This window comes from Agromyces sp. NBRC 114283, assembly GCF_030268405.1.
Taxonomy (GTDB): domain Bacteria; phylum Actinomycetota; class Actinomycetes; order Actinomycetales; family Microbacteriaceae; genus Agromyces; species Agromyces mediolanus.
The window spans coordinates 328,591-344,872 of the sequence record NZ_BSQP01000001.1; the positions used below are offsets into that span (position 1 = coordinate 328,591).

17 protein-coding genes and 1 tRNA gene are annotated in these 16,282 nt (G+C 67.8%); 13 read left to right on the forward strand and 5 right to left on the reverse strand.

Going from position 1 to position 16,282, the window contains the following annotated elements:
• Window positions 1-438: 438 nt before the first annotated feature.
• The 6 genes from QSJ60_RS01545 (at window position 439) to QSJ60_RS01570 (ending at window position 5,461) form a co-directional block, all read left to right on the forward strand.
• Window positions 439-900 (forward strand): M23 family metallopeptidase, encoded by a 462-nt coding sequence (locus QSJ60_RS01545; protein WP_251203940.1) that lies wholly within the window; start codon window positions 439-441, stop codon window positions 898-900.
• Between the two features lie 211 nt (window positions 901-1,111).
• Window positions 1,112-2,893: a bifunctional copper resistance protein CopD/cytochrome c oxidase assembly protein gene (locus QSJ60_RS01550; protein WP_285462281.1), complete on the forward strand. Its 1,782-nt coding sequence runs from the start codon at window positions 1,112-1,114 to the stop codon at window positions 2,891-2,893.
• On the forward strand, window positions 2,880-3,827 hold the full coding sequence (locus QSJ60_RS01555; protein ID WP_251203938.1) for a cytochrome c oxidase assembly protein: 948 nt from the start codon (window positions 2,880-2,882) through the stop codon (window positions 3,825-3,827). The genes QSJ60_RS01550 and QSJ60_RS01555 overlap by 14 nt, the downstream gene beginning before the upstream one ends.
• Window positions 3,824-4,693, forward strand: a complete 870-nt coding sequence (locus QSJ60_RS01560) for a DUF6242 domain-containing protein (RefSeq protein WP_251203937.1) — start codon at window positions 3,824-3,826, stop codon at window positions 4,691-4,693. Before QSJ60_RS01555 ends, QSJ60_RS01560 begins: the two co-directional genes overlap by 4 nt.
• Window positions 4,694-5,032, forward strand: a complete 339-nt coding sequence (locus tag QSJ60_RS01565) for a DUF6804 family protein (RefSeq protein WP_251203936.1) — start codon at window positions 4,694-4,696, stop codon at window positions 5,030-5,032.
• 270 nt (window positions 5,033-5,302) lie between these two features.
• Window positions 5,303-5,461: a hypothetical protein gene (locus tag QSJ60_RS01570; RefSeq protein WP_285462282.1), complete on the forward strand. Its 159-nt coding sequence runs from the start codon at window positions 5,303-5,305 to the stop codon at window positions 5,459-5,461.
• A 35-nt stretch (window positions 5,462-5,496) separates the two neighbouring features.
• On the opposite strand, the gene QSJ60_RS01575 is transcribed toward QSJ60_RS01570, so the two are convergent.
• From QSJ60_RS01575 to QSJ60_RS01585, 3 genes are read right to left on the reverse strand one after another with little or no spacing between them, the layout of a single operon-like run.
• Window positions 5,497-5,910, reverse strand: a complete 414-nt coding sequence (locus QSJ60_RS01575; protein WP_251203934.1) for a hypothetical protein — start codon at window positions 5,908-5,910, stop codon at window positions 5,497-5,499.
• Window positions 5,900-6,727, reverse strand: a complete 828-nt coding sequence (locus QSJ60_RS01580; RefSeq protein ID WP_285462283.1) for a metallophosphoesterase family protein — start codon at window positions 6,725-6,727, stop codon at window positions 5,900-5,902. Before QSJ60_RS01580 ends, QSJ60_RS01575 begins: the two co-directional genes overlap by 11 nt.
• Window positions 6,690-6,995: a helix-turn-helix domain-containing protein gene (locus QSJ60_RS01585; RefSeq protein WP_285462284.1), complete on the reverse strand. Its 306-nt coding sequence runs from the start codon at window positions 6,993-6,995 to the stop codon at window positions 6,690-6,692. Before QSJ60_RS01585 ends, QSJ60_RS01580 begins: the two co-directional genes overlap by 38 nt.
• 233 nt (window positions 6,996-7,228) lie before the next feature.
• On the opposite strand from QSJ60_RS01585, the gene QSJ60_RS01590 reads away from it, so the two are divergent.
• The 3 genes from QSJ60_RS01590 (at window position 7,229) to QSJ60_RS01600 (ending at window position 9,237) form a co-directional block, all read left to right on the forward strand.
• Window positions 7,229-7,402 carry a hypothetical protein gene (locus tag QSJ60_RS01590; RefSeq protein WP_251203932.1) on the forward strand — a complete coding sequence of 58 codons (174 nt, stop codon included), beginning with the start codon at window positions 7,229-7,231 and terminating at the stop codon, window positions 7,400-7,402.
• Between the two features lies 1 nt (window position 7,403).
• Complete coding sequence (locus QSJ60_RS01595) at window positions 7,404-8,183, forward strand: Fic/DOC family protein (protein WP_251203931.1); 780 nt, start codon at window positions 7,404-7,406, stop codon at window positions 8,181-8,183.
• 139 nt (window positions 8,184-8,322) lie between these two features.
• The gene (locus QSJ60_RS01600; protein WP_251203930.1) at window positions 8,323-9,237 is read left to right on the forward strand and encodes a site-specific integrase; all 915 of its coding nucleotides are present in this window, start codon (window positions 8,323-8,325) and stop codon (window positions 9,235-9,237) included.
• Here QSJ60_RS01600 and QSJ60_RS01605 read toward each other — a convergent pair.
• On the reverse strand, window positions 9,222-9,560 hold the full coding sequence (locus QSJ60_RS01605; protein ID WP_251203929.1) for a hypothetical protein: 339 nt from the start codon (window positions 9,558-9,560) through the stop codon (window positions 9,222-9,224). The genes QSJ60_RS01600 and QSJ60_RS01605 overlap by 16 nt on opposite strands.
• Before the next feature lie 78 nt (window positions 9,561-9,638).
• Here QSJ60_RS01605 and QSJ60_RS01610 point away from each other — a divergent pair, with 78 nt between their 5' ends.
• Together QSJ60_RS01610 and QSJ60_RS01615 are read left to right on the forward strand one after the other, a co-directional pair.
• A complete protein-coding gene (locus QSJ60_RS01610) occupies window positions 9,639-10,577 on the forward strand; it encodes a site-specific integrase (protein WP_285462285.1) in 939 nt (312 codons plus the stop codon).
• The gene (locus QSJ60_RS01615; RefSeq protein ID WP_285462286.1) at window positions 10,577-12,394 is read left to right on the forward strand and encodes a hypothetical protein; all 1,818 of its coding nucleotides are present in this window, start codon (window positions 10,577-10,579) and stop codon (window positions 12,392-12,394) included. Before QSJ60_RS01610 ends, QSJ60_RS01615 begins: the two co-directional genes overlap by 1 nt.
• Window positions 12,395-12,626: 232 nt before the next feature.
• Here QSJ60_RS01615 and QSJ60_RS01620 read toward each other — a convergent pair.
• Window positions 12,627-12,713 (reverse strand) — tRNA-Leu (locus QSJ60_RS01620).
• A 210-nt stretch (window positions 12,714-12,923) separates the two neighbouring features.
• Between QSJ60_RS01620 and QSJ60_RS01625 the strand changes: the two genes are divergently transcribed.
• Window positions 12,924-13,709: an HAD family hydrolase gene (locus QSJ60_RS01625; protein ID WP_285462287.1), complete on the forward strand. Its 786-nt coding sequence runs from the start codon at window positions 12,924-12,926 to the stop codon at window positions 13,707-13,709.
• A complete protein-coding gene (locus QSJ60_RS01630; RefSeq protein WP_285462288.1) occupies window positions 13,706-16,216 on the forward strand; it encodes a glycoside hydrolase family 65 protein in 2,511 nt (836 codons plus the stop codon). The genes QSJ60_RS01625 and QSJ60_RS01630 overlap by 4 nt, the downstream gene beginning before the upstream one ends.
• Window positions 16,217-16,282 lie beyond the last annotated feature (66 nt).

Sequence of the window (16,282 nt, forward strand, 5' to 3'; positions counted from 1 at the left end):
GGCTGTTGCAGCGTCGTCCCGTCCCGGTCCTTGCCCATGCCGTCTCCGGCCTACCCGCAGAGAACCATGTCGTCAGATTCAATTCCCCCGCTTCCATCCCGCCGCGAACTGCGTGCCAAGCGTTCCCGGCCTCGGCGCGGTGCCCGGGCTCCTCGCCCACGACCCGAGCGGAGCCAGGGCCCTCGCCGGCAGACGGTACCGCCCCGGCGACCTCGCGCCCGGCCCCGCATTCAGGGGTTTCTCGGGCTGGTCGCGGCAGTCCTTCTCGCGAGCGCGACAATGCCGGCGGCCCTCGTCAGCGCGCCAGCGGTAGCGACGGCTGATACCTCGGTCCACGCGTCCCAGTCCGTCGAAGTCGACGCGTCAGCGCTGTCCGCCCCAGTCAACGGGGAGGCTTACGCGGCGACGTCCGGCAAGGAGCTCCGCGCGGCGGCGAACATGCGAACCGCCGACACCTTCGTCAACGATCTGAGCTCCCCCGTGCAGTGGCCGTTCCCCGTCGGGGTTCCGATCAGCGACGACTTCGGGCCGCGCGCGGCCCCCTGTTCCGGGTGTTCCACCCAGCACAAAGGTCTGGACATGACGCCCGGCGAAGGCACCCCGATCTCCGTGATCGCAGACGGCGTCGTGCTCGAGACGCAGGAGTCCGACTCGGGCTTGGGGGTCTCGGCGCGGATCGAGCACATCGTCGACGGCGAACGCTACGTCAGCGTGTACGCGCATATGGGGTTCGGGTCTCTGCAGATCCAACCTGGCCAAGTGGTCCGCGTCGGTGACCAGGTCGGCGAGGTCGGAAACTCAGGGCAGAGCACCGGCCCGCACCTTCACTTGGAGATCTGGCGCAACGGCACCGAGGCCATCGACCCGTACGCGTGGCTGACCGAGCAGGTCGGGCGATGACCGGCCCTGTTCGCGGGCGCAAGCGACCGCGACCTTCAGAACAGGAGAAGCCACCGAGACGCGCCCTCTGGACCACCCTCGCGCTCATCGGCTGTTTCCTCGCAGCCGTCGCCCTGATCCTGCTCCTCATGCGCCCAACCTCCGCGAACTCAGAACCGGCGAACTACGAGCCGTCAAGCCAGGCAACGCTCCAGGCCGGAGGGCCCCTGCTGTGACCGTGTCGCTGGCGTTTCCAGTGCGGCGCCGATTGGCTGCGACGTCAGCTGCGACGTTGGGGGTGCTCACCCTTGCGGCGGTGATCGCGGCCACGATAGCCACCGCTCTGACCGCCACCGACCCGGTGTTCCCGGTGCCGGAGGTGGTCGAGTTCGGGCTACCCCTCGTGAAGACGTTGACGACGTTGGCGGCCTCGGTCACCGTCGGTGCTATCGCAGTCGCCGCGTTCATGCCCCGAGCCAACCCGGCACGGGACGCTGCACTCGACATCGGCGCCAGCGCAGCGGTGGTGACGGCGGTACTCAGTGGCGGGACCGCGGTCCTCACCCTGCTGGCGCTCGCTGGGGAGGTTGCAGCAACGACGTTCGCTGCGACGCTCGGCCAGTTCTTCACGGAGATCGCTGTAGGCCAGGCGTGGCTTGCGACGCTCCTTGCGTTCGCAGGGCTTTCGGTCCTCTGCTTCGCGGTTCGTGAGGAGGGGGCAGTTCGGTGGATCGCGGTGATCGCCGTGCTCGCGTTGATCCCTGTCTCACTGCAAGGGCACGCCGCCGGCGCCGGCAGTCACACGGTCGCAGCGACCGCGCAGTGGCTGCACTCGGCCGCGAGTGCGGTCTGGATCGGCGGGCTCGCGGTGCTCGCCACGGTTCGGCACCGGCTAGGGAACTCGACCACGCAGGTGCTCGCCATCTACTCGCAGATCGCGCTTGTCTGCTTCATCGTAGTTGCCGCCGCCGGGGTCAGTGGCGCTGTAGTCCGCTTCGAAAGCCCGGGCCAGCTCTTCACCACGACCTACGGCGTCCTGCTGCTCGCGAAGGTCGCGTTGCTCACCGTGCTGGGCGTACTTGGCGCCTGGTACCGGCGGTCTCTGCTTCGGTCGAACCCGCCGAAGCCGGCGTTCTGGAGAACCGTCGCCGCCGAGCTGGTGATCATGGGCACCGCCATCGGACTTGCCGTGGTCCTCACCCGGACCGCACCGCCCGTCGGAGAACGGATTGCCGCGACCCCGGCACAACGGCTGACCGGGCTCGACCTTCCGGCCGAGCCGGATCAGTGGGCAAGTGCGACGAGTTGGGTGTTCGACCCGTTGTGGATCCTTCTCATCGGGTTCGCCGCGTTCAGATATGTCCGCGCGGTCATCACGGCTCGACGTCACGGACGATCCTGGCCCCTGCTTCGCATCATCGGCTTCCTTGCCGCGCTCATGCTGCTCCTCTTCGTGACCTGCGGCTGGGCCGGCGTGTACGACACGTACCTGCTCAGCGTCCGCATGGTGGTGCTCGCAGCACTGACCGTGGTGATTCCACTGCTGATTGTCCTCGCTGCCCCGCTCAAGCTGCTGCGCCCCTCCGAACACCCCGGCCCCGCGCTGGTCCATCCGTTGGTGTCAGCCGGGCTGCTCGCGTTCGTGGTGCTGCTCTGGGCATCGCCGGTCACGTTGAGGTGGGCTGTTGAGGATCCCGTCGGCTCGCAGTTGATGCTGCTTAGTTCATTGGCCGCAGGGCTCTACTTCTGGGCGTCGATGCTCGCTCCCGCCCGCCGGCACATCCGGGCGGTCGCGGCAGGTGCGGTCACCCTCGCATTCGCCGGTGCTGGCATCCAGCTACTGAGCGTTCCAGGGGGGTCGCCGGACTGGTACGCAGTCATCACCGAGGGATGGGAGCTCGACCTCGTTCAAGACCAGGCGAACGCCGGGATCGTCCTGTTCTCCGGTGCGGCGGCGGTGCTCGTCGCTGCCGCGTTCTTCCTCCGACGGAAGCTGAGCGATGCGGTGGACTGAACCATCCGCGGTCGAGCCACCAGACCTGGCCGCGTTCCTCGCCTGGACGCCGCCGGAGCTGCCGCTGCTCCCGGCGCTCGGCGGACTACTCGCTCTGGCATACATCGCCGGCTGGCTCCAAATGGTCCGAACGGAGCGGCGGTGGCCGGCCTGGCGAGGACTGCTGTTCCTACTCGGGTGTGCGCTCATCGTCGCGACAACGGGAAGCGGGGTCGACCGCTACGGCCAGGAACTGTTCTCAGTGTTCATGTTCCAGCAGCTGACGTTGATGATGGCCATCCCACCACTACTCGTGCTGGGGTCCCCGGGCACGCTTCTGCTCCGCGCGACACCGCGCCGCTGGCCGGGTAAACTTCCCGCGGTCGTCGCAGTCTGGGGCCTGCGGTCCAGGTTCACTCGCGTGCTGCTTCATCCCGGCTTCATGATCCCGCTGTTCCTGTTCACCTTCTACGGGATTTACCTCAGCCAGATCGGCGACGCCGCACTCCGCACTCCCACCGGTCACATCTGGCTCGAGCTGCTGTTCCTCGCCTCAGGAGTCCTGTTCACCGTCCCACTCATCTCCGCCGACCCGCTCCCGGTTCGGCAGACCCATCTCGGCCGGATGGTGGACCTATTCGCTGAGATGCCGCTGCACGCCTTCTTCGGGGTCATCGTCATGATGGCCGTCGCACCGCTCGTTCCATACTTCGGCGAACAAGGCAACCAACTCGGCGTCGACCCCGTCGTCGACCAACAGATCGCCGGTGGCCTTGCCTGGTCATACGGAGAGGCCCCCTCGCTCATCATCGCCCTCGTGCTGCTCGCACGCTGGTACACCGACGACACCCGACGCGCCCAGGCTCGCGACAAACGCGTGGAACGAGACGGGGATCCGGAACTGAGCGCCTACAACGAGTACCTCGAACGCCTCCACGAACGGGACCGCACATGAACAACAACCGGAATCACGCACTCGGCTTCGTCGCCGTCGTGAGTACCCTCGCGCTCCTCAGCGGGTGCGCCATCACCCGCGAGCTGAGGACCATCGACGGCGCCGTGCCAAGCTCCACACTGGGGGAAATCCACCGCATCGCCGCATCCGCCGAGGGAGACCAGCTGCTCATCGCCGCGCACACCGGTGTCTGGACGACCACCTTCGACGGCACGAGCTGGCAGGCACCACAGCCGTCAGGGTCAACCGAGGACCTCAGCGAGCTCGCCGTCCTGAGCGACGGCACCCTCGTGGGCATCCGTCACGAGGACGCCAGCCAACTGCTCACCAGCGACGACGCCGCGCGAACATGGACGACATCCCAGATGCCGGCCGGGGCCGCATACTCGGAACTCACCGCGGGCGGCGGCACCCTCTTTGCCTCCAATGCCGGCAAGCTCCAGACATCCGATGACCTCGGCGAGACATGGACCACCTTGGGCGAAACGGAGATCGGGTCGATGTCCGCGTCGCAAACCGATGGCCAGCTGCTCTGGATCATCGGTTCCGACGGTCTGGTCGAAAGCCGCGACGGCGGGGAGCGCTTCTCCGACGTTCCGGATTCCCCGCAAACAACTCTCGTCACCTCCACCGCAGACGAGTCACACCCCGGATCCATCGCGACCACCGGCGGCGACCGGCGGATCTGGACCCGCGAAGGCGCTGACGAGCCGTGGCGTGCGAAAGGCCGCTACGTCGGGACAGCGCGGCTGCTCACCTACGTTCCCGGTGACACCCCGTACCTCGCCATCGTCGACGACCGCGGCCTCATCGTTTCACCTGACTACGGATACAGCTGGACTGCGCTTACCGAGGGGACCAAGTAAATGCCAACCGAGAAACAAGCCGTGTATCAACGAAACGCCCTCGCACCCTCACTGCTGGCCGGCCTGATCCTCCTCATCGGCATCGCCGCGGTCGGCGGAGGCGCATTCCTCCTGTTCCAGTTCCTCATCACAATCCTCGCGCTCATCGTTGGGTGGTTCGCGATCCAAGCCAAACAGTGGTGGTGGGCCCCCGCCTTCCTTGCCGTCGCTGTCCTCTGGAACCCCGTGTTCCCGATCACGCTCCCCGAACAATGGTGGGTTGGTGTGCACTACGTGGCGCTGCTGCTGTTTGTGCTCGCAGGGCTGCTCATCAAGACGCCGCGCGCCACACGCGCCTGACGAACACGGAACCCCGGCCGCACCGGCCGACGCAGCCTCCGAATCCGCTGCAGGATTGAGGATTCGCCAGCGGAAGCGTAGCTTCTCCACCGCAAAGGCAATCCGGCTCCCGAACAGCCTGCGCGCCGGATAGCGCAAGGAACGCCCCCGCACGGCCCGCCCGGTCACCGCATCGGGCGGGTCGGGGCGTCTCGGCAGCCGGTCGCTCAGACAGACTCACCCGCACACGCAGGCCGATCCTGCACGAGGGCCTGGTCGTATGGTTCAGGTATGTCCAAGCTCACGGAGAAGTTGAAGTCGTTGTTTCGACGGCCTCGGCCGGTATCGAAGGAGGACGCCGCCGAGATCGCTGACTGGGTGAACGAAGGCGGCGCCGTATCCCCTGATGGACCGCCCCCGGCCGTCGAGGATGACACAGAAAAGAGCTGAAGCGACCCGCGAAGCAGATTCGGCAACCCCCGAAATCAGATGCCGCCCACCCCGGGCGGTAGGACCGGGTTTCTCTGGGCTTCTTCGGCGACCCTGTCGAACGCACCTCCTCGCAGGAGCTCGACCGCGTTCGCACCATCGAACTCGTCCCGCCGCACGCAGAGCCAGAGCGTGACGGACCAGTCAACATCCGGGTCGAGCGCCGGGTTCAATGCGACACGCAGCTGCCGGAGCCCAGGCACTGTACTCCTGTCTCCGAGGAACTGGAACGCGGGAAAGAACTCACGACCGCCACGCTCGAGGCGAAGGACCTCGGCCCGTTCGATGCGTGCGTCGAGTTCTGCTTCAGCGATGGCGAGGTCACGCAGGAGCGTTGCACGCGAGTAGAAGGGACCGACCGTACGGTTCCAGTTCCGGGCCGCACGGTGCCGGGCTTCGTCACCGTCCACCTTCGCCCTCCCGCTCCAGGCGCGGGAAAGCCACCCAGTCCCACTTCAACGCAGACAGCTCGAGAACGGCCAGATTCCCTCGCATCCATTCGCATCCCATCGAGTAGACCCTCCGCCCGTCCGAAAGCGTCCGCCCGCCCGTCACGTGCATGTGCCCATGCGCGAGTAGCCGCGGCCGCACCTCCTCCCACACGGCGGTGACCCGCGCCCGAACCATAGCCGAGTAGGCCTGTGCCTCAGGGCTCCATCGGCCGCGGGCGAGCTGCTCCGCGGCTTCCCGAGTGCCACCATCGACCATGTCGTGCGTCAGCAGCACATCGACCGGGCCGCCGGCCGCGGCGTACTCAGCCTCGAGCTCCGTTGGTGCTTCCTCGGCCCACCAGGATCTGCCCTCGATGCGGGCTTCGTAGTCCATCGACGCGGCCCCACCAAACGATAGGAAGACTCGCCCACCGATCTGGAATCGCAGGCCGCGCGGCAGCGCCCACACCCGATCACTCAGGGAAACGGCACGGCCGGGGGCGGTCGCGAACTCCGCCTCCAGCCAGTGCCAGTCGTCGTGGTTCCCCGGTGTCAGGAGGAGACGGTCGATCCCGCTACGTCCCAGCCAATAGTCCACGGTGCCGAGAAAGCCAGGCGGTCGTTCCTGGCTCCAGACTCCGAGGTCTCCGAGGTGCAAGATCGTCCGCACATCCGAATGCTGCCGCGCAAGCGCCGGCACCGCCCGCTGGACCCAGCGGACATCGCCATGCCAATCGCCGGCGACCGCAACACGTCGCTCAGTCGCGAGTCGGTCGTCCAGGCCAGAGGTCGACACCCAGGCCGAGCTCGAGCTTCGCGATGGTGGCAAGGTCCGGCCACGCCCGGCCGGCGAGGAGGCTGAGGATAGTGGTGTGGTCGACCCCGGTGTCTTTCGCGACCGCTCTGACGCTCCGGTCACCGATGGCGTCGGCGACGTTCCGGGCGAAGAGACGGGCGACCTCACCAACGGGGTCTACCGCCTCCACGTCCGGCCATCCGGGCGCGACTTCGCGCGGGGACGGTCGAGGTGGCCTGGCCATGATCCGAGCGTAGAGCACGACCATCCAGCCAGCGGGTGCCACCTCGACCAGATGGGGGCGATTCCACGCATACGGTTATTCTAATAACCGACCTGGGGTTGTCAAGGTAGCCACCGCGGGGACCTCGTCGAACCACCGCGCATAGCAGGAGCAGCGGGCCACCCCGCTACCCAGATTGGTAGAATTGTGCTGCTCTCGCGGCACCGAGCGAAAGGAGCAGAGTCGCCATGTCGACCACTCCTCATGAAGATGCCCCGATGAGCGAAGCGGAGATCACCGAGCATCTCGCCGCCGCAGATGCCGCCCTCGCACTGGCAGGACACCATGCCTCCGCGGAATCGGAGGAACTGGCGCGTCGCGTCGGCCGGGGAGAGCTGACCATCGACGAGGCGGTCGAGCTCACTCGCCGTCGCATTCAGGGCGACAGCTGACGTGCCGGGCGCATTCAAAGCCTGGGACGACTACTTCATCCCCGGCACGGAGGTTCTGCGCAACCGACCAGGTTTCTCGGACGCTGCGATGCTCGCCCGCTTCGAACACGACGTCACGCGGCTGCGGATCTTCGAACTGTCCGCGAAACCGATCCCCGGCGACTTCGACTACGCCCACATGAAGGCCATCCACCGGCACATCTTCCAGGACGTGTACGACTGGGCGGGACAGGAGCGGGTCGGGCCAGGGCGGATGACGAAGTCAGGCGTGAACGTCGTCACCGGCAGTGGCGAGGCTGCGTATGCGTACTTCCCCGCCGAGTACATCGCCGAGAACGCCGAGGATCGCTACGCGCTGCTCGCTGAAGAACACCTCCTCGTCGGCCTCCCGCAGGCCGAGTTCGTGGACCGGCTGGCTGACCACTGGGGCGAGATCAACGTGATCCACTCCTTCCGGGAGGGGAACACCAGGGCCCAGTTCGTGTTCTTCAAACAGCTGAGCGAGAACGCCGGATACCTGCTCGACGCGGCGCAATTCCGAATCGGCAGCCCGCTCCGAGACGAGTTCGTCGCTGCACGTTTCGAGAACCAAGCCAGCGGCTCGCATCGGCGTCTGGCCGCCGTACTGGCGCGCGCGGTGCGGCCACGCGAACCGAAGCGAAACACGTCCGTCGGAGCATCCACCGAACGCCAGCCACGTCGGGGCACGCTCGGCCTCCCCGGGAACGCTGGTGAATTCGCTCCCAAGCAACACTCAGACCCGGAGGTCTCGCTCGGCTAGATGCCGCCGCAACGAGCGTTGCACCTCACCACCAGAGCGCGTATTTTAATACCCGTCGTACGTTGGCGGACCCCAGTCCGGGACCGCGCATGGATCCGCACATGGATAGCTGCGCTCTGCATGGAAGCGACGGTCCGCGATGAGCGCGAACCGCATCGGCGCCTTCACGCCTGCGATGCCGGCGACACACTGGACGCGGATCGCGCCGTTCGTGCGCGCCGCGGTGCTCGAATCGCACGCCCAGATCCCGTACTCGACGCAGCAACTGATGAAGACGGTCGCCGCGCACGTGCACTGGTGCGTGTTCGTCGCAGGCCTCGAACTCGACCGGGCGGAGGTGTTTGACCGCGCGATCATCGTGCATGCGGTCCACCACGCCGAGCGGCTCTCCGAGGCAAGCCGCGGGAACACCCGCTCGCAACTGCTGCGTGTCGCCGAGATCCTGCTTCCCGACGCGCACCCGGCACGGCTGCCGGCGCTCTCCTCGGCTGAACCATCCGCGCCGTACACGCAGGCGGAGCTCAATTCGTTCAACTCCTGGGCACGAACCCAACCCACCGAGGTCGCCCGGCAGTCTGCGGCCGCGCTCGTCACCCTCGGCGCCGGCGCCGGGCTCGCAGCTCGCGAGCTCGCTGCCGTCGTGCCTGAGGACATCGTGGTCGACGATGAAGGAACGCTCATCCATGTCCGTGGTGAACGGCCGCGCACGGTCCCGCTGCTGCGCTCCTGGGAAGAACTGCTCGAGCAGACGCGGCGGAGTTCTCGTCCAGGGGTCCCGCTCTTCCGCCCCGGGCACGGGAAGTTCTACCCGAACATCGTCACGAACTTCGTCGCCCGCAGCGCCGGCATCGGGTTGAAGCCGCAATCACCGCGACTCCGAGCAACGTGGATCGTCACGCTACTTGCTTCCGGGGCTCCGCCGCTCGCGCTGCTGGAGGCCGCTGGCGTGAGCTCCCTGGAGGCGCTCACCCGCTACATGCGTTTTGTTCCGCCGCCGAGCCCGGGCGCGGCGAGGTTCGCGCTCCGGCATGCCGAGCTTCAGGATGCCGGCTGATGCATCGGCGCCAGCCGGAGGTCGAAGCTGAAGAACTCCGCAGCGAGGAACAGGTCCTCGAACTTCGCGGGGATCTCACCTCTGAGTATCCGGCCGAACCGGTCGTAGTCGGTACCGACGGCAGTCGTGTACCTGCCGACCGTCCACCCACCTGACTGAAGGCTCCGCCACACGAGGTATGAGAAGTGGTGCTGCAGCTTCGCCGCCCGCAGACGCGCCTCCGCATCACGACCGGAGACGGGGTTCCAAACGATCTCCTTCTCCTTCCCGAACAGCTTCGGCAGCGCCGCGAAACTGCGCGGTTCGAACCTCGGTGCCCCCATAGACACGCACCCTACGTGGATTGCGTCTTTTCCGCATCTTCTGCGCCTCAGACGCAGAAGAATGCTCAGAATACCGGCGTGTCGCGACACCTCGCCAAAACCGAGCGCACAGAACCCCACGTGAATGCATCTTCCATCGACACTCTCATCGGCACCTACACCCCGAACGCTCCGGCGACCCACTGGGCCCCGGTCGCTGAGTTCGTCCGCGACGCCATCCGCGCGACGACGCTCGACGACGCCGAGCAGGTCCGCCGCGCCCTCATCTTCACCACCCAGTTCGTCATCTGGGCGGTCCGAGTGGCGGGCATGCCCCTGACCCGAGACGGCATCTTCGACACCGCCCTCATCGAAGAACACATGGCGACCCGCACCGGACTCTCGCAGACGAGCCAGGTGCGTCAACGTTCCCTCCTTCTCCGCATCGCCCACGACCTCGTCTCTGCGCCCGCACCCGCGTCCACGACCTCGCGAACGTCGGCGCAGCAGCCATACACACGGGCTGAACTCGCGCACTTCGCCGCGTGGGCAACCAGTCAGCCCAGCGAACGTCAGCGGAACAACGCCCTCGCCGTACTGACCCTCGGTGTCGGGTGCGGTCTCACGCCCGACGAGGTGCGAAACGCGCACGCCGACCACATCAAGCCCGCGGGCCTCGGCCTGCACGTGCCGGGCCGGGTACCGAGATTCGTCCCGGTCCTCGACGGATGGGAAGAGTACTTCCGCGCCGTCCGCGACGCGAACCCGGCAGCCTACCTCTTCCGAACCAATGGAGCGCGCGACCAGCACACGCTCAAGGTCTTCATCAGAGACACGCAAGGAATGGGCCCCAAGCCGCGCCCGTCGCGGCTCCGCGCGACCTGGATTCACGCGCAGCTTCGCGCAGGGGTTCCGCTCAACGTGCTACTCCCCGCCGCCGGCCTCACGTCCACCACCTCGCTACAGCACTACCTCGCGTACCTCCCCGACCCCGCAGACAGCGACGCGGTACTCACCTCGGCGAAGGCGGGTGCATGATGAGCCGGCCCACCCCGAACCGTGCTGGTCTCGCCGCCATGCTCGACACCCAGGCGAAAGTCAATGCCCAACGACGGAAAGACCCCATCCCGCTCGCCAGAGTGAACCGTATCGCGCAGTTCATCGACAACGCCGGCATCATCGAGCAGCTCGAAACCTGGCGGCGAGCGGACCGGACGAAGACCGCGCCCGGCGGCCGCCCGGGCACCACCACCATCCGCACCATCCTGCTGCTGATGTTCCTCCTCGCCGACGAGGACAACGCGCTCCTCATCCGGAACATGGTCGACATCGTCATCGACCGGTTCGACGACAAAACCCGCGAACGGTACGGCATCGCCCTGGGCAAGAACTACCGGGCCACGTACGGGCGGATCTGGCGCGCTTGGGAAACGCTCCGCACGCTCCTGGACCCTGAGCCCCTCCCGCGCGGCCGCCGGAAGCGCCTCGACGTCCACACGTACCTCCAGCTGGCCGAATCCGCCCGCAGTGAAGAGCTCTGGCGCGAACGCAAGGACCGCATCGACTGGTTGTGTAACCAGATGCTCGAGGCCACCATCCACGTCCTCCCTGCCGAGTACCAGAAATGGGGCGGCGGCGTCGCCGCCGACTCGACCTTCGTCGAAGCGTTCGGTCGCTACCACTCGCCACGGTCAGTCAAGGGCATCTCCACGGACCCCGACGCCGGCTGGTACATCCGCGACCCCGACCTGCGCGACGCGTACGCGAAGTACACCAGCACGAGCAAGGACCGCCCGCCCCTGAAGACCGCCAAATGGGGATTCGAAGCCTGCTACATCGTCCAGGCGACGAACGACCCCACCAAGCCCGCCGACTTCCCCCAGCTCGTCATCGGCATCGCCTTCCACCGGCCCGCGAAGAAGGCAGCCCAGGAAGCGCTCAGCGCCCTCCGCTCCGTCGCCGACCGCGGCCACCCAGCCGGGTACCTCATCGCCGACCGGCTCTACCTGCCCGGCGCAAAGCCGGAGAACTTCCAGCTCCCCATCCGCGCCCTCGGCTACCTCCCAATCAACGACTACGACAAGAACGAGGTCGGCCGCCAAGGCCACCACGAAGGCGCCATCCTCGTCGACGGCAGCTACTACTGCCCCTCCATGCCCGAATCACTCATCAACGCGACCCGCAACAACCAACGGCGGCCCGATCACCCCGACTACATCGACGACGAAACACACCGCAACTACATCAAGCGGCGCGAGCTCTACCGCTTCCGCCCCAAGGAGAAGCCCGACAAGCACGGCAACACCCCGATGATGTGCCCCGCCGCCGGCCCAAACCCGACCGCGAACTGCCCACTGAAGCCACGCGACGGCAAGACCGGCTCTCGCAAAGTCTCCGTCGAACTCACCATCAGGAAGCCGCCGAGCATGCCCCCAAAGGTCTGCACCGCGAAGTCCTCGACCAGCTTTCCCGCCGAAGCCGGCGCCAAGTACTGGCAGCCCATCCCGCACAAGAGCGACGAATGGCGCCGCTGGTACGCCCACCGCAACGTCGTCGAGGCCTACAACGGCGACATCAAGGACGACTCCCGCACCGGCCTCGGAAGCAAGCTCCGTCGCCGGTTCCGCGGCTACGCCGCCACCTACCTCGTCACCGCCGTCCTCACCGCCGCGACCAACCTCCGTCGCATCGCCAGCTTCCTCCACGACGCCTACGAGAAACACCTCGCCCCGGCAGGACGCCGAACCGCGAAGAAGCCGCGGCCACCCCGCACCAAACACAGCCTCACCAAGTGGGCGAACACCGGCACCATCCCGTACGAGCCCCCACACGAACACGAACGCTGGCAGGAGTAGCCCACCTGCTCAACAGACACCCGGCTGAGACGGCCACCACCCCAGCTCAACGAAGGCGGCAGCATGCCCGGAACCGGGTGCGGGCGCTGCTCGCAGGACTGTAGCCGGGTCGGGCGGGGCCATCGGGCGTCTGAACGGGCCTGAGAAGGAGGAAAGCCCCGGCACTCCTGCCGGGGCTTTCCTTCTGTATTGAGATTCGTGAACCAAATCGCTTGGTTTCGTGAATCTCTCGTGGTGCGCAAGGGGGGAGTTGAACCCCCACGCCCTTTCGGGCACACGGACCTGAACCGTGCGCGTCTGCCTATTCCGCCACTTGCGCATGCCGGCACTCGCGTGCCAGCCGATCGAGACTAACACTTCACCCGCCCGAACTCCATTCGACGGCCGCCACCTCGCGCCGCACGACGCCTTCGAACCCGCTGAGCGTCCTCGCCTCCCCTCGCGGGCCGCGCGCCTCCGGGCATAGCATCGGACGCGGGTGTTGACGCCCAGACCGACGTGACGACGACGACGTGACGAAAGGACCGGCGTGACTACCGTCGACCCCTCCCCCGATCTCTCCCCCATCCGCGCGTGGCTCTTCGACCTCGACGGGGTGCTGACGCCGACCGCGGTGGTGCACATGCACGCCTGGGCGCGGCTGTTCACCCCCTACCTCGCCGAGCACGGAGCTGCCCCGTACACCGAGGCCGACTACTTCGCGTACATCGACGGCAAGCCCCGTTACGACGGCGTGCGCAGCCTGCTCGCGAGCCGGGGCATCCGCGTCCCGGAGGGCGAGCCGAGCGATCCGCCGAGCGCCGACACCGTGCACGGCCTCGGCAACCGCAAGAACGCCGTATTCACCGACACCCTCGCCGAGGAGGGCGTCTCGCCCTATCCCGCGAGCGTCGCCTTCCTCGATGCGATCGAAGCGGCCGGATGCCTCGCCGCAGTCGTGTCGAGCTCGAAGAACGCCCCCGAGGTGCTGCGCGCCGCCGGCCTCGCCCCGCGCTTCGAGGTCGTCGTCGACGGCGGCTACGCGGCCGCCGAGCAGCTGCCCGGCAAGCCCGCGCCCGACACCTACACGCGCGCGGCCGAGCTGCTGGGCGTGCCGTCGAAGGCCTGCGCCGTCGTCGAGGACGCCGAGTCCGGCGTACAGGCGGGCGCCGCCGGCGACTTCGGCCTCGTCGTCGGCGTCGACCGCGGCGTCGGACGCGATACGCTGCTGCGGCTCGGTGCCGATGTCGTCGTCGACGAGCTCGACGAGCTCGTCCCCGCGCTGAGCATCGCACCGCCCTCCCCCGACCCCACGACCGGAAAGCGCACTGCATGAGGTTCGCCGACACCGACCCGCTGAACCGCACCCGGTTCCCGCTCGACGAGTGGGCGCTGGTCGAAACCGATTTCCAGGCCGACGACCAGGGCCGCACCGAGACCCTGTTCGCGGTCGGCAACGGCTACCTCGGCCTCCGCGGCAATATCGAGGAGGGCCGCGACGGCTTCGCGCACGGCACCTTCGTCAACGGCTTCCACGAGACCTGGCCGATCCGGCACGCCGAGGAGGCCTTCGGCTTCGCCCGCGTCGGCCAGACGATCGTGAACGCCCCGGACGCGAAGATCATCCGCCTCTACGTCGACGACGAGCCGCTCGTCATCACCGAGGCCGAGATCCTCGCCTACGAGCGCCGGCTCGACTTCCGCACGGGTGTGCTGAGTCGTTCGATCGAGTGGCGCACCCCGGCCGGCAAGCGGGTGCTCATCACGAGCCGCCGCATGACGAGCTTCGTCGACCGGCACCTCGCGGTGCTCGACTACGAGGTGGAGCTGCTCGACGCCGACGCCGCGGTCACGATCACGAGCCACATCCTGAACCGCCAGGACGGCCGCGACGAGTACCGATCGGGCGTCACCGAGGCGCCCGGCGCCTTCGACCCGCGCAAGGCCGAGACCTTCACCGAGCGGGTCCTGCAGCCGCGGGTGAAGCGGCAGCACGGCGACCGCTACCTGCTCGGCTACCAGACCACGAATTCCGGGATGGCCCTCGCGGTCGGCGCCGAGCACGCCATCGCGACGGACAACCCGTACACCGAGACCGGCACGATCGACGACGATCTCGCCAAGCACACCTATCGGGTGCAGGCGAAGCAGGGCCATCCGATCCGCGTGACGAAGCTCGTCAGCTACCACTCGGCCCGCTCGGTGCCGGCGCGCGAGCTCGGCGACCGCGCCGACCGCACGCTCGACCGGGCGCTCGAGCAGGGCGTCGCCGAGCTCTTCACGCAGCAGCGCGACTGGCTCGACGACTACTGGGTCCGCTCGGACGTCGAGGTCGGCGGGCAGCCGCTGCTGCAGCAGGCGATCCGGTGGAACCTGTTCCAGCTCGCCCAGGCCTCCGCTCGAACCGACGGCGGCGGCGTCGCGGCGAAGGGGGTCTCGGGGTCGGGCTACGGCGGCCACTACTTCTGGGACTCCGAGATCTACGTCATGCCGTTCCTCACGTACACGGCGCCGATCGTGGCCCGGAACGTCATGCGCTTCCGTCAGAAGATGCTGCCGGCGGCCCGTGCCCGTGCGCTCGAGCTGAACCAGCAGGGCGCCCTGTTCCCGTGGCGCACGATCAACGGCCTCGAGTCGAGCGCGTACTACGCGGCGGGCACCGCGCAGTACCACATCGACGCCGACATCTCCTACGCGCTGATGCACTACGTGCAGGCCACGGGCGACGAGGACTTCCTCGCCCGCGGCGCGATCGACATCCTCGTCGAGACGGCGCGGATGTGGGAGGACCTGGGCTTCTGGCGGCACAACGCCGACGACGTGTTCCACATCCACGGCGTCACCGGGCCCGACGAGTACACGACCGTCGTGAACGACAACCTGTACACGAACGTCATGGCCCGGGCGAACCTCGAGGACGCGGCGAGCGCGGTGGACCAGCTGCAGGTGCGGCATCCGCTCGAGTACCACAAGCTCGTCGAGCGGCTCGGCGTGACCCCGGCCGAGGTCGCCGGCTGGCGCCGCGCCGCGGCGCACATGCACATCCCCTTCGACGCGAAGCTCGGCGTACACCCGCAGGACGCCGCGTTCCTCGACAAGGAGCTGTGGGACCTCGAGCAGACCCCGGAGCAGCTGCGCCCGCTCCTGCTGCACTACCACCCGCTGGTGATCTACCGCTTCCAGGTGCTGAAGCAGGCGGATGTCGTGCTGGCCCTCTTCCTGCAGGGCGACCGGTTCACGACCGAGCAGAAGCTCGCCGACTTCGAGTACTACGACCCGCTGACCACGGGCGACTCGACGCTGTCGGCGGTCGTGCAGTCGATCATGGCGGCCGAGGTCGGCTATCACGAGCTCGCGCTGCGCTACTTCCGCTCGGCGCTGTTCGTCGACCTCGCCGATCTGCACCACAACGCCGCCGACGGCGTGCATGTCGCGTCGACGGGCGGCGTGTGGAGCGCACTCGTGTTCGGTTTCGGCGGCTTCCGCGACCACAAGGGCAAGTACGGCTTCGACCCGCGGCTGCCCGACGGCTGGGACGAGCTGACCTTCCGCATCACGCTGCGCGGGGCGCGGGTCCGCGTCACGGTGCAGCCCGAGGCGATCCGCTTCGCCCTCGAGACGGGCGAGCGGGTGGAGCTCGCGGTGCGCGGCACGCCGGTCGTCGTGACCGCCGAGGCGGACGTCTCGGTGCCCCTCGACGGACAGGGCCCGCGCATCCTCGGCCGGCCGACGATGCGCGACGTGGAGGGGGCCCGCCGGGCCGACGGCACGCTGCTCACCGCCTCGGTGCCGACGCTCTCGCTCGACGTCGACGAGGGGGATGCGACCATCCCCCTGGACTGATCACCCAGCATTTTCAGCCGCTCGCGCTAACATGACGCGAAGTCAGACACCGGAATCGGGAGACCT

Excerpts from the sequence above, each read along its gene's own strand:
- QSJ60_RS01545 (WP_251203940.1), top strand. The coding sequence starts at position 439 with ATGCGAACCGCCGACACCTTCGTCAACGATCTGAGCTCCCCCGTGCAG.
- QSJ60_RS01555 (WP_251203938.1), top strand. The coding sequence starts at position 2,880 with ATGCGGTGGACTGAACCATCCGCGGTCGAGCCACCAGACCTGGCCGCG.
- QSJ60_RS01560 (WP_251203937.1), top strand. The coding sequence starts at position 3,824 with ATGAACAACAACCGGAATCACGCACTCGGCTTCGTCGCCGTCGTGAGT.
- QSJ60_RS01565 (WP_251203936.1), top strand. The coding sequence starts at position 4,694 with ATGCCAACCGAGAAACAAGCCGTGTATCAACGAAACGCCCTCGCACCC.
- QSJ60_RS01570 (WP_285462282.1), top strand. The coding sequence starts at position 5,303 with ATGTCCAAGCTCACGGAGAAGTTGAAGTCGTTGTTTCGACGGCCTCGG.
- QSJ60_RS01585 (WP_285462284.1), bottom strand. The coding sequence starts at position 6,995 with ATGGTCGTGCTCTACGCTCGGATCATGGCCAGGCCACCTCGACCGTCC.
- QSJ60_RS01590 (WP_251203932.1), top strand. The coding sequence starts at position 7,229 with ATGAGCGAAGCGGAGATCACCGAGCATCTCGCCGCCGCAGATGCCGCC.
- QSJ60_RS01600 (WP_251203930.1), top strand. The coding sequence starts at position 8,323 with ATGAGCGCGAACCGCATCGGCGCCTTCACGCCTGCGATGCCGGCGACA.
- QSJ60_RS01605 (WP_251203929.1), bottom strand. The coding sequence starts at position 9,560 with ATGGGGGCACCGAGGTTCGAACCGCGCAGTTTCGCGGCGCTGCCGAAG.
- QSJ60_RS01615 (WP_285462286.1), top strand. The coding sequence starts at position 10,577 with ATGAGCCGGCCCACCCCGAACCGTGCTGGTCTCGCCGCCATGCTCGAC.
- QSJ60_RS01630 (WP_285462288.1), top strand. The coding sequence starts at position 13,706 with ATGAGGTTCGCCGACACCGACCCGCTGAACCGCACCCGGTTCCCGCTC.